The 11564-nt window shown below is 73.4% G+C and carries 12 protein-coding genes; 7 read left to right on the top strand and 5 right to left on the bottom strand.

The window, feature by feature from the left end; all coding sequences use genetic code 11:
- Positions 1-2 precede the first annotated feature (2 nt).
- Together ACL02O_RS10450 and pseB are read right to left on the bottom strand one after the other, a co-directional pair.
- On the bottom strand, positions 3-1160 hold the full coding sequence (locus ACL02O_RS10450) for a DegT/DnrJ/EryC1/StrS family aminotransferase (RefSeq protein WP_412817801.1): 1158 nt from the start codon (positions 1158-1160) through the stop codon (positions 3-5).
- The gene (pseB, locus tag ACL02O_RS10445; RefSeq protein ID WP_412817800.1) at positions 1157-2140 is read right to left on the bottom strand and encodes a UDP-N-acetylglucosamine 4,6-dehydratase (inverting); all 984 of its coding nucleotides are present in this window, start codon (positions 2138-2140) and stop codon (positions 1157-1159) included. The genes ACL02O_RS10450 and pseB overlap by 4 nt, the downstream gene beginning before the upstream one ends.
- 246 nt (positions 2141-2386) lie before the next feature.
- Between pseB and ACL02O_RS10440 the strand changes: the two genes are divergently transcribed.
- The 7 genes from ACL02O_RS10440 (at position 2387) to ACL02O_RS10410 (ending at position 8882) form a co-directional block, all read left to right on the top strand.
- Positions 2387-2629 (top strand): acyl carrier protein, encoded by a 243-nt coding sequence (locus ACL02O_RS10440; RefSeq protein ID WP_412817799.1) that lies wholly within the window; start codon positions 2387-2389, stop codon positions 2627-2629.
- Entirely contained in the window at positions 2610-3362 is a 753-nt protein-coding gene (locus ACL02O_RS10435; protein WP_412817798.1) for an SDR family NAD(P)-dependent oxidoreductase, read from the top strand. Before ACL02O_RS10440 ends, ACL02O_RS10435 begins: the two co-directional genes overlap by 20 nt.
- Positions 3359-4756: an AMP-binding protein gene (locus tag ACL02O_RS10430; RefSeq protein WP_412817797.1), complete on the top strand. Its 1398-nt coding sequence runs from the start codon at positions 3359-3361 to the stop codon at positions 4754-4756. The genes ACL02O_RS10435 and ACL02O_RS10430 overlap by 4 nt, the downstream gene beginning before the upstream one ends.
- Positions 4750-5799 (top strand): LuxE/PaaK family acyltransferase, encoded by a 1050-nt coding sequence (locus ACL02O_RS10425; protein ID WP_412817796.1) that lies wholly within the window; start codon positions 4750-4752, stop codon positions 5797-5799. Before ACL02O_RS10430 ends, ACL02O_RS10425 begins: the two co-directional genes overlap by 7 nt.
- Positions 5796-7019 (top strand): acyl-CoA reductase, encoded by a 1224-nt coding sequence (locus tag ACL02O_RS10420; RefSeq protein ID WP_412817795.1) that lies wholly within the window; start codon positions 5796-5798, stop codon positions 7017-7019. The genes ACL02O_RS10425 and ACL02O_RS10420 overlap by 4 nt, the downstream gene beginning before the upstream one ends.
- Before the next feature lie 313 nt (positions 7020-7332).
- Entirely contained in the window at positions 7333-7665 is a 333-nt protein-coding gene (locus ACL02O_RS10415) for a YciI family protein (RefSeq protein WP_412817794.1), read from the top strand.
- Positions 7662-8882 carry an RNA polymerase sigma factor gene (locus ACL02O_RS10410; RefSeq protein ID WP_412817793.1) on the top strand — a complete coding sequence of 407 codons (1221 nt, stop codon included), beginning with the start codon at positions 7662-7664 and terminating at the stop codon, positions 8880-8882. Before ACL02O_RS10415 ends, ACL02O_RS10410 begins: the two co-directional genes overlap by 4 nt.
- 5 nt (positions 8883-8887) lie before the next feature.
- Here ACL02O_RS10410 and pseI read toward each other — a convergent pair whose 3' ends face one another.
- From pseI to ACL02O_RS10395, 3 genes are read right to left on the bottom strand one after another with little or no spacing between them, the layout of a single operon-like run.
- Positions 8888-9940, bottom strand: a complete 1053-nt coding sequence (gene pseI, locus ACL02O_RS10405) for a pseudaminic acid synthase (protein WP_412817792.1) — start codon at positions 9938-9940, stop codon at positions 8888-8890.
- Entirely contained in the window at positions 9937-10440 is a 504-nt protein-coding gene (locus ACL02O_RS10400) for a GNAT family N-acetyltransferase (protein WP_412817791.1), read from the bottom strand. The genes pseI and ACL02O_RS10400 overlap by 4 nt, the downstream gene beginning before the upstream one ends.
- The gene (locus ACL02O_RS10395; RefSeq protein WP_412817790.1) at positions 10437-11546 is read right to left on the bottom strand and encodes a glycosyltransferase family 2 protein; all 1110 of its coding nucleotides are present in this window, start codon (positions 11544-11546) and stop codon (positions 10437-10439) included. Before ACL02O_RS10395 ends, ACL02O_RS10400 begins: the two co-directional genes overlap by 4 nt.
- Between the last annotated feature and the right edge of the window lie 18 nt (positions 11547-11564).

Below are 11564 nucleotides of genomic sequence, written 5' to 3'. Positions count from 1 at the left end.
TCTCAGGCGGCACGTGCTGCCGGCGCGCCCCGCAGCGCGGCGGCGAGGGCGTCGACGACCCGCTCCTGGTCGGCGTCGCTGAGCCCCGGGTACAGCGGCAGCGAGAGCTGCTGCTGGTAGAACGATTCGGCGACCGGGCAGGACCCGCGCCGGTAGCCGAGGTCGGCGAAGGCGGGATGCCAGTGCACCGGAATGTAGTTGACCTGCACGCCGATGCCGGCGGCCCGCATCCGGTCGTAGACCTCGCGCCGCCGCCCGTCGAGCACCCGGATCGGGTAGAGATGCCAGGCCGGCTCGGCCCACGACTTCCGGGCGGGCAGCCGGATGCCGTCCAGGTCGGCCAGCGCCTCGTTGTAGCGCGCCACCAGGACCGCCCGGCGGGTGAGGAACTCGCCGAGCCGGCGCAGCTGGCTGCGGCCCAGGGCGCACAGCACGTCCGGCAGCCGGTAGTTGAGCCCAAACTCGTGCACCTCCTGGTGCCAGCCGCCCTCGTCCGGCCAGCGCTGCTCCGCCCGGTCCCGGACCAGGCCGATGTTGCGGAACCGGCGGGCCCGCTCCAGCACCGCGGGGTCGGTGGCGGCGACCGCCCCGCCCTCGGCGGTGGTGAGGTTCTTCGTCGGGAAGAACGAGAAGGTGGTCAGGTCGGCCAGCGAACCGACCGGCCGGCCGTGGTAGCTGGCGCCGATCGAGTGCGCGGCGTCGGCCAGCAGCAGCGCGTCGCTGCCCTCGACCGACCTGCGCAGCGCGTCGTAGTCGGCCGGGTGGCCGGCGTAGTCGACCGCGGAGACGACCTTCGTGCGTGGGGTGACCGCGGCGGCGGCCGCCGCCGGGTCCAGGCAGAAGGTCTCCTCCTCGACGTCGGCGAAGACCACCTTCGCGCCGAGTGCCACCGCGGTGCTCGCGGTCGCCACGAACGTCATCGGCGGGACGACCACCTCGTCGCCGGGGCCGACGCCGGCCGCCGCGTACGCGGTGTGCAGCGCGGCGGTGCCGTTGGAGACCACCGCACAGCCGACGCCGCCGGTCCAACCGGCGAGGTCCTCCTCGAACCCCCGGACCTGCGGGCCGGTGGTGAGCCAGTCGCCGCGCAGCACCTCGGCGACCGCGGCGACGTCCTGCTCGACGATGGACTGGCGGCCGTACGGGAGCATCGCCGTCACGCGGTGATCCCCAGCATCTCCCGCAGCTGCTCGGGGCTGAGCCACTGGTCGTTGCCGTCCGACCGGTACGCGAAGCCGTCCGGCACCGGCTCGCAGCCGGCGGGCGGCTGGTAGCCCCAGGTGGCGATGGTCGGCTGCACGATGAACCGGTCGGCCGCGCGCAACGTCCGGCGGCTGTCGTCGGGCGCGATCATCTCCTCGTGCAGCTTCTCGCCCGGCCGGATGCCCACCTCGTGGGTGGTCGCCTCCGGGGCGACCGCCTCGACCAGGTCGAGGATGCGCATGCTGGGGATGCGCGGCACGAACAGCTCGCCGCCCTGCATCTGGTCGAACGAGTCCATGACGAACTGCACAGCCTGGTTCAGGGTGATCCAGAACCGGGTCATCCGCTTGTCCGTGATCGGTAGGCTCTTGCCCTCGGCGGCGAGCCGGCGGAACAGCGGCACCACCGAACCGCGGCTGCCCATCACGTTGCCGTAGCGGACCACGGCGAAGCGGGTCGGGTGGTGCGCGGCGTAGTGGTTGGCCGAGATGAAGAGCTTGTCGCCGACCAGCTTGGTCGCACCGTACAGGTTGATCGGGCTGGACGCCTTGTCGGTGGAGAGGGCGATGACCTTCTGCACCCCGGCCTCGATCGCCGCGTCGACGACGTGCTGCGACCCGGTGATGTTGGTGGCGATGAACTCCGACGGGTTGTACTCGGCGGTGTCGACCTGCTTGAGGGCGGCGGCGTGCACCACGTAGTCGACACCGTGCATCGCCCGGGTCAGCCGGTGCCGGTCCCGGATGTCACCGATGAACCAGCGCAGCCGCGGGTCGTCGCCCAGTTCCTGACGCAGCTCGTACTGCTTGAGCTCGTCGCGGGAGAACACCACCACCCGGGCCGGTGCGGCCTCGGCGAGGACGTGTCGGAGGAAGGTCTTCCCGAAGGAGCCCGTCCCCCCGGTGATCAGAATGGACGAACCATTCAACGCACTCAATTGGTGCTCCGTTCCTGATTGCGCGGCTCCACGCCGGGTGAGTCTCGTGGATGGGATGGCACGCTAGGTGCGTCCGGTAAACATCTCGACGCCCGATGATGAACTCCCGTAGCTGGTCGAATGAATGACGGTCGCCCTGCGGGAGAACAGTTTTTCGCAGCTCATCGTCCTGATAGACGCGACTTTCCCTCGGCTACACTCGGCCGTCGACCCGGCCGTACGAGCCGGTGAGCGAGGAGAACCGTAGTGGAACTTGAACGGCTCAGGAGCGTCTTCCGTGACGCCCTGGAATTGCCAGGTGAATTTCAGGTGGACGATCTGGAATATCGCGGCAACGAGAAGTGGGACTCGCTCGCGCACATGTCACTGGTCGCCGCGATCGAGGACGAGTTCGGGGTCATGCTCGACACCGACGAGGTGATCGACCTCAGTTCCTTCGACCGCGCCCGGCAGATCCTGGAGAAGCACGGTGTCGTCCTCACCGACTGAACCGCCCGCCGCGCGGTACGCGCTGGTGACCGGGTCGACCCGGGGGATCGGCCGGGCCGTCGCCGCGCGCCTCGCCACCGACGGGTACGCGGTCGCCGTTCACGGCCGCGCCCCCGGCCCCGCCGAAGAGGTGGCCGCCGCGCTCCCCGGCGGCCCGCATTTGGCGGTGCACGGCGACGTCGCCGATCCCGAGCAGGTGCGCGCGCTGATCAGGACCGTCTTCGATCGGTGGCGGCGGCTGGACGCGCTGGTCGTCAACGCCGGCGTGCACGAGGCCGGGCTGCTCGGCTCGGTCGCCGACGCGACGATCGAGCGGCTCTTCGCGGTCAACGCGGCCGGTGCCGCACACACCCTTCAGCAGGGCGCGCGGCTGCTGCGTCGCGGGCAAAGCCCGGCGGCTGTGCTCACCGCCTCCCTGGTCGGCACGGCCGGCGCCGCCGGCCAGACCGTCTACGCGGCCAGCAAGGCCGCCGTGGAGGGGCTGACCCGGGCCGCCGCCAAGGAGCTCGGCCCGGCCGGGATCCGGGTCAACGCGGTGGCGCCCGGCTTCATCCGTACCGACCTGCTCGTCGACCTGAACGAGGACGGGCGCAAGGCCCGGGCCGCGGCCACCCCGCTGGGACGGCTCGGGGAGCCGGAGGAGGTCGCCGAGGCGGTGGCCTTCCTGCTCTCCCCGGCGGCGAGCTTCGTGACCGGGCAGGTGCTCGGGGTGGACGGCGGGCTCACCCCGTGACCGGCCTGCTGCACCCCGACGCCCGCCTGGTCGACGCGGCCGGCGGCGCCACGCTCGGTGGCGCCGCGCTGCGCGACCGGGTCGCCGACCTCGCCGCCGCACTGGATCGGGAGCCGCCCGGCGTGGTGCTGTCCGCCATGCCCACCACGGTCGACGCGATCCTGCGTTTCCTCGCCGCGCTGCACGCCGGCCGGCCGGTCGCGCTGGTCGACCCGCGCGCCGGCGCGGACCGGCTGGCCGAGCTGGCCGACCGGTTCCGCCCGGCGGTGCTGCTCACCGGCGGCGAGCCGGTGCCCGGGCACCGCCCCGGGCCGGACCCCAGGCTCGGTGACTACCAGCGCCGTGCCGGCGCGGCCGGACCGGCGCCGCACCCCGACCTGGCCCTGCTGCTGACCACCTCCGGCTCCACCGGCAACCCCAAGCTGGTCCGGCTCTCCCGCGCGGCGGTGCTGGCCAACGCGGCGGCGATCGCCGCAGCGCTCGACCTCGACGGCGACGAGGTGGCCCCGACCAGCCTCCCGCTGCACTACACCTTCGGGCTGTCGGTGCTCACCAGCCACCTGCACGCCGGGGCCACGGTCCTGGTGGAGGAGAGTCCACTCACCGCGCGGGAATTCTGGTCCGACGTGGAGCGCCACGGAGTGACCTCGCTGGCCGCGGTGCCGTACCAGTACGAGATGCTGCGCCGCCTCCGTTTCGACCCGGCCCGGTATCCGCGGCTGCGGACGCTCACCCAGGCCGGCGGGCGGCTGCATCCCGACCTGGTCGAGGACTTCCACCGCCGGATGGCGGCGGTGGGCGGCCGGCTCTTCGTCATGTACGGGCAGACCGAGGCGACCGCCCGGATGACCGTGCTGCCCGCGCAGCGGTTGCCCGAGAAGCTCGGCTCGGTCGGCCTGCCGGTGCCCGGCGGTGCGATCGCCGTCGACCCCGGCGACGGCCCCGAGACGACGGAACCGGGGCGCACCGGCGAGATCGTCTACCGGGGGCCCAACGTGATGATGGGGTACGCGGAGAGCGCCGCCGATCTCGCCCGGGGCGACGACCTCGGCGGGGTGCTGCGCACCGGCGACCTGGGCCGGCTGGACGACGAGGGCTTCCTGCACGTCACGGGCCGAACCAAGCGGATCGCCAAGGTGTTCGGTGTCCGGGTCAACCTCGACGACGTCGAGCGGTCCCTGGGGCACCACGGCCCGGTCGCGGCGGTGGCCGGCGCCGACCGCCTCGTGGTGGTCGCCGAGCGCGCCGACGACGCGCGGCTGGCCCGGATCCGCGCCGAGGTCGCCGGGGGCCTGGGCACGCACTCCTCCGGCGTGCTGGTCCGCAGCGTCGACGCGCTGCCGCTGACCGCCGCCGGCAAGCCCGACTATCGAGCCCTGGAGGACCAGTGCTGACCGACGTGTTCACGCTGACCCAGCCGGAGAAGGAGAAGCGGCTGCGCGACGAGCTGAGTGCGCTGGTGGCACACCATCGGCAGGCCTGCCCGCCGTACGCCCGGATCCTGGATGCCCTCGCCGCGACCGATGATGCGGCGACGGTGGCCGACCTGCCGTGGCTGCCGGTCCGGCTGTTCAAGACCCGCAAGCTGGTCAGCGTCCCCGAGGACCAGGTGATCCGGGTGCTCACCTCCAGCGGCACCACCGGCGAGGTGAGCCGGATCCACCTGGACCGGGAGGCCGCGGCCACCCAGTCGCGGATGCTCGCCCGGACCCTCGCGACCGTGCTCGGCCCGCGCCGGCTGCCGATGCTGGTGGTGGACCGCTCCGGGGTGGTGGGTGACCGTCGCTCCTACTCGGCCCGGGGCGCGGGCGCGTTGGGCATGGTGAACTTCGGCCGGGACCACCTCTGGCTGCTCGACGCCGACGACCGGCCGGACGTCGACGCCCTGCGGGCGTTCCTGGACCGGCACGGTCGCGAGCCCTTCCTGATCTTCGGGTTCACTTTCATGGTCTGGACGTACCTCTACGAGGTGGCGCGCGAGCACGGCCTCGACCTGTCCCAGGGCATCCTGGTGCACTCCGGTGGCTGGAAGAAGCTCGTCGACCGGGCGGTCGACAACGCCGAGTTCCGTCGCCGGCTCGGCGCGGACACCGGCCTGACCCGGATTCACAACTTCTACGGGATGGTCGAGCAGATCGGCACGGTCTTCCTGGAGGGCCCGGAGGGCGGCTCGCTCTACTGCCCGGACTTCGCCGACGTGATCATTCGCGATCCGGTGACGTGGCGGGAGGCGCCGGTCGGTACGCCGGGCGTCATCGAGGTGCTGAGCACGCTGCCCACCTCGTACCCGGGGCACGTGCTGCTCACCGAGGACCTCGGCGTGGTGCACGGCGTCGACGACGGGCACTGGCCCGGCAAGCGGTTCAGCGTGCTCGGCCGGCTGCCCCGGGCCGAGGCGCGCGGATGCAGTGACACCTATCAGGGAGGTGCGGCGTGACGGTCCGGATGCGTTTCCCCGCCGGCGGGTCGGTGCCGGTGGCGGACCTGCTGGCGTCGGGCGACCCGGAGCCGCTGACCGTCGGCGACCCGCGGATGGTGGACTTCCTCGCCGCGGTCTCCGGGCGGCTGCTCGCCCCGGCGCTGGCCCGGCGCCACCCGGAGCTGGGGTCGCTCGGCTTCTTCCTGCGCCGCCGGGAGTTGCTGCGCGCGGTCGAACGGCTGCGCGGCACGCTCGGGCCGGACACCCTGGCGTTCCCGCGGGGTCGGGTGTTCCACGTCCCACCGGCCAACGTGGACACCATCTTCGTCTACTCGTGGGCCCTCTCGGCGCTGGCCGGCAACACCAACGTGGTCCGGGTGTCGCCGCGCTCGGCGGCCGCCGCCGACGCGGTGCTGGAGGTGCTCAACGCCGGCCTCGCCGAGGCCGACCCGGTGGTCGCCCGGACCCAGCTCATGGTCACCTACGGCCACGACGACGCGGTGACCGCCCGGCTCAGCGCCGGATGCGACCTGCGCGTCATCTGGGGCGGCGACCGGGCGGTGGAGACCCTCCGGCGGCATCCGCTCGCGCCGGCGGCCCGGGACCTCACCTTTCCGGACCGGTCCTCCTTCGCCGTGCTGTCGGTGCCCGGTTGGGCGGCCGCCTCGCCGCAGCGGCGCCGCGACGCGGCCACGGCGTTCGCCAACGACGCGTACTGGTTCGACCAGGCGGCCTGCGCCTCGCCGCGGACGGTGTTCCTGGTCGGCGGGGCCGAGCCGGCCGGGGAGGTCCGTGCCGAGTTCGTCGCGCTGCTCGACGAGGTGGTCCGGGAACGCGGCTGGGACGTGGACGCGGCGATGGCGGTGGAGAAGCGGGTCGGCGCGTACGGGCTGGCCGCCGACGGGGGAGTGCGGCGGATGGTGTTCCACCGCAACGCCCTGGCCACGCTGGAGCTGACCGAGGTCTCGGCCACCCCCCGGCACTGGTTGGGCGCCGGCACCTTCCCTTTCGTCACCGTGCCCGACCTGGCGGAGCTGGTGCCCTTCGTCCGGCGGCGCGACCAGACCCTCACCCACTTCGGCTTCGCCCGGGAGGACCTGGTCGAGCTGGCCCGTTGCCTCGGCGGCCGGGGCGTCGACCGGATCGTGCCGTTCGGCGCCGCGCTGACCTTCGCCCCGGTCTGGGACGGTCACGACCTGCTGCGGGAGTTCGTCCGGCTGGTGACGGTCAGCGGCTGACCGGGCCCGGCGGTCCCGGCCGGGGCGGTGTGCCGGCCGGTGCCGCGGCACGGACGACGAGGGCCCGGGGAGGCGTCCACCTCCTCGGGCCCTCGGGTCACGTCGGTCAGATCCGGCCCCGGGGCGAGTGGGGCACGTCGCGGGTGGAGGTCCGCCCCGGCACCCGGTCCAGCTCATCGCCGCCGCGCCGCGCGGCGTACGAAAATTCTCGGAGGAATCTCAGCGGAGCGTGTCGGATCGGGGCGGCGGCGTTCGTAGCAGGGGTGGAAGGCGGCCCGAGGGGGCGGTCACCCGACGACAGGAGATGATCCCGATGGCGCAGTACCTGATGTCCGTGCTCGACGAAACGGCCGGCTCCGCCACGGCGGCGGAGATGGCCGCGATCGACGTCTTCAACGAGCAGCTCAGGGCCGAGGGCCACTGGGTCTTCGCCGGCGGCCTCGGGTCGCCCAGCACGGCCACCGTCGTTGACGGCCGGGACGGGGAGCCGGTGTTCACCGACGGGCCCTACCTGGAGTCGAAGGAGTACCTGGCCGGCTTCTGGATCATCGAGGCCCCGCACCTCGATGTGGCGCTCCGGCTCGCTGCCCTGGGGTCGAAGCACTGTAACCGGAGGGTCGAGCTCCGGCCGTTCCTGGGCGAGTGACCGACGTCGACGAGGTGATCACCCGGGTCCACCGCGCGGAGTGGGCCCGGGTGGTCGCGACGCTGGCCAGGCGCTTCGGGGATCTCGACATCGCCGAGGAGATGGCCGCCGAGGCGTTCGCGACCGCCGTCGAGCGCTGGCCGGTCGACGGCGTCCCGCCGAGTCCCGGCGCGTGGCTCACCACCGCCGCTCACCGCAAGGGCATCGACCGGATCCGGCGCGAGGCCAGGCGCGAGGAGAAGCACAAGGAGGCGCTGATGCTGTCCGACGTCCCTGAGCCGCTCGGCGCCATCGACGACGACCGGCTCCGCCTCGTCTTCACCTGCTGCCATCCCGCTCTCGCCATGGAGGCGCGGGTCGCGTTGACCCTGCGGATGGTCGGCGGGCTCACCGTGCCCGAGATCGCCCACGCGTTCCTGGTGCCGGAGACCGCCATGGGCCGGCGGATCACCCGCGCGAAGGCGAAGATCAAGGCGGCGAAGATCCCCTATGGCGTGCCGCTGCGTGAGGACCTTCCGGCCCGGGTCACCGGGGTGCTCGCCGTCCTCTACCTGATCTTCAACGAGGGGTACCTGGCCTCGGACCCGGGGAAGGAGGCGGTCCGCGGCGACCTGACCGCCGAGGCGATCCGGCTGACCCGGCTGGTCCGTGCCCTGATGCCGGCGGACGGCGAGGTCGCCGGGCTGCTGGCGCTGATGCTCCTGACGGAGGCCCGCCGGGCCGCGCGGGTGTCGGTGAGCGGCGAGCTCGTCACCCTCGACGAGCAGGACCGCGGTGCCTGGGACCGTGAGCTGATCGCCGAGGGCCACGCCCTGGTCCGCGCGCGCCTCGCCTCCGGCCAGGCGCCGGGCCGCTATCAGATCCTCGCCGCGATCAACGCCGTCCACACCGACGCCCGCGACGTCCGTGACACCGACTGGTCGCAGGTCGTCGCGCTCTATGACCAGCTGGTCCGCCTCGACCCCTCGCCGATCGTGCGACTCAACCGGGCGATCGCGGTCGCCGAACTCGACGGCCCTCAGGTCGCCCTGGCCGAGGTGGACGATCTGCCGCTGGAGGGCTACCACGCCTTCCACGCCACCCGCGCCGACCTGCTGCGCCGGCTGGGCCGCAGCGGGGAGTCGCGGGCGGCGTACGACCGGGCCGTCGGGCTGGCCGGCAACACCGCCGAGACGGCCTACCTCATCCGCCGCCGCGACCAGCTGGCCAGCCCGTGAACGGGTCAGATCTGGTCCCAGGCCAGCGGGGTGCCGCGGGGTACGTCGCGGGTGAAGGTCCGCCCCAGCACCCGGTCCAGCTCGTCCGGGTGCAGCCCCCCGGCCGGCCGGATGGACCGGACGTTCGCGCTGGTCACCTGCTCACCGGCGCGGACGTCGGCGGCCACGTGCAGTGAGCGGCGGAAGCGCAGGCCCTCCCGCTCGGTGGGGGTGGGGCCGACCACCGCGCTGCCCAGCGCCGCCCAGGCGCGCTCGGTCTCCACCCGCAGCGCGGCCAGCTCCGCCGGCTCCAGGGAGAAGTCCGAGTCCACGCCGCCGTCGGCCCGGGCGAGGGTGACGTGCTTCTCGATCAGGCAGGCGCCGAGCGCCACCGAGGCCACCGGCACCCCGATGCCCGGCGTGTGGTCGGAGAGCCCGACCGGCAGGTCGAAGACGTCGGCCAGCACCGGCACCCGGCGCAGGTTGCTGTCCTGCGGCGGGGCCGGGTAGGCGGCGGTGCAGGCGAGCAGCACCACGCCGTCGGCGCCGCCCTCGCGGGCCGCCCGGACGGCGGCGTCGATCTCGGCCATCGTGGCCATGCCGGTGGAGATGACCATCGGCTTGCCGGTGCTCGCCACCAGCCGGATCAGCGGCAGGTCCACCAGCTCCGACGAGGCGATCTTGTACGCGGGCGCGTCCAGCCCCTCCAGCAGCTCCACGGCCGTGTGGTCGAACGGCGAGGAGAAGACCGTCAGCCCGTGCCGGCGGGCCCGCTCGAAGATCGGCTCGTGCCATTCGTACGGGGTGTGGGCGCGCTGGAAGAGCTGGTAGAGGTTCTCCCCGCCCCACAGGTCGTGGCCGTCAGAGATGCGGAAGGCCGGGCCGTCGTGGTCGATGGTGATCGTGTCCGGGGTGTACGTCTGCAGCTTGAGCGCCTGCGCGCCGCTCTCCGCCACCGCGTCCACGATCCGCAGCGCCCGGTCCAGGCTGCCGTTGTGGTTGCCGGACATCTCGGCGACCACGAGCGGCGGCTCGCCGGAACCCACCAGGTGCGGCCCGATCTTCACTGTGCTGGTCATGTTCCCCTGCTCAATTCCGTCCACACCACCTGGTGCGGCGTACCGTCGATCTCCCGCTCGTAACGGCGGACGATCCGGAAACCGAAGCGCCGGTGCAGCGCCAGCACCGGCTTGTTGTCGGCGAGGGTCTCCCCGCCGAGGGTCCGGGCGCCGAGCATGTCGAAGGCGTGCGCGATCGCCGCCCGCTGCAGCCCCATCCAGGCGGGCAGCAGCTCGCCGCGCTCCTCAAGACCGTCGATGTCGAGGTAGAAGCCCCACGCGAGTGCCTTCTCCGGCGACGTCACGCCGGCGAAGGTCACCACGCCGGCCGGGCGCCCGTGGTGCAGGTGGATGAGCACCCGCCGGTCCGGGTCTGTGCGGACCCCCTCCCACCAGGCGAGGTGCTCCTCGGGGCCGATCTCGTGCTGGGTCAGGCTCACCCCGCGTACCTGCGGGTGGTTGCGCCAGCGGCGCATCCGGTCGAGGTCCCCGGCTCCGGCCGGGCGCAGCGTCGCGCTCACCGCCGCGCCGCCAGCGTGCCGTAGTGCCCGGTGGCCGCCGCCTCCGGCTCGGTGGACACGGTCGTGGCAGGTGCCGGCCGGGCGGCGCGCAGCCGGCCGGCGATCCGGTGCGCCGCACGCAGTGCCGAGTACGCCAGGTAGCTGTTCGCGGCGACGAGGCGGTGCTTGAGGCCGCCCACTCCGCCCGGGCGCGGGTAGCCGCCGGCCGGCCGGTAGCGGCGGTAGTGCCCGGCCACCCGCCGGAAGAAGGGGCGGCGCAGCTCCGCCGGCATCCGGTGGTCGTTGCCGACCACGACCAGCAGGTGGCTGATCATCAGCCCGAACAGTTCGGCCCGCAGCCGGTTGTCGTCCGGGCGGGTGGCGGCGAGCCAGCCGAAGAGCCGGTCGTACTGGTCGAACGCGTCGAAGTGCCGGTCACTGCGGGTCGAGGTGATCGCGCCGGGGCGGCCCTGCCGGTAGCGGTAGCAGATCCGGTCGAGCACGGCGATCCGCTCCGCCGCGATGAGCAGCGGGTGGCTGAACGGGATGTCCTCGTACCAGCCGGGGAAGAAGCGCAGCCCCAGCTCGGTCAGGTAGGCGCGGCGGATCACCTTGTTCCAGGCGGTGTGCTGGACCCGGAGCAGCGGAGGGTGCTCGGCCAGGCCCACGCAGCCGTCGACCCCGCGCAGCAGCGGGCTGCTCGCGTCCTCCTCCAGCCGGCCGTCGTGGTGCACCCGGAGGTGGTCCAGCAGCAGCACGTCCGGCCGGTCCGCGCGTAGCCGCGCCAGCACGGCGGCCACCGAGCCGGGCGGGAGCCAGTCGTCGCTGTCCACGAACCAGACGTACCGGCCGGTCGCCTCGTCCAGCCCGGCGTTGCGGGCCAGGCCGAGACCCACGTTGCTCGGCAGGGTCACGATGCGCACCGCCGGCCGGCGGGCGCTGTACGCCCGCAGCATCTCCCCGCAGCGGTCCGGCGAGGCGTCGTCGACCGCGACCAGTTCCACGTCGGCCGCGTCGGCGGTGTCGAGGCCGCCGAGGATCGAGTCGAGGCACTGGTGCAGGTGGGCCTCCACGCCGTGCACGGGCACGACGACGCTCAGCAGCGGGTGTCGAGTCTCGGTGACCACCCGCACACGATCGAGGGT

Origin of the sequence: Micromonospora mangrovicola (assembly GCF_047200535.1) — a bacterium.
Lineage (GTDB): Bacteria > Actinomycetota > Actinomycetes > Mycobacteriales > Micromonosporaceae > Micromonospora.
The sequence above is the reverse complement of the archived record's forward strand: the minus strand, read 5'-3'. Positions and strand labels throughout refer to the sequence as shown.

Coding starts and splice junctions, on each gene's coding strand:
- ACL02O_RS10415 (WP_412817794.1), top strand. CDS start 7,333: ATGGCGCAGTACCTGATGTCCGTGCTCGACGAAACGGCCGGCTCCGCC.
- pseI (WP_412817792.1), bottom strand. CDS start 9,940: ATGACCAGCACAGTGAAGATCGGGCCGCACCTGGTGGGTTCCGGCGAG.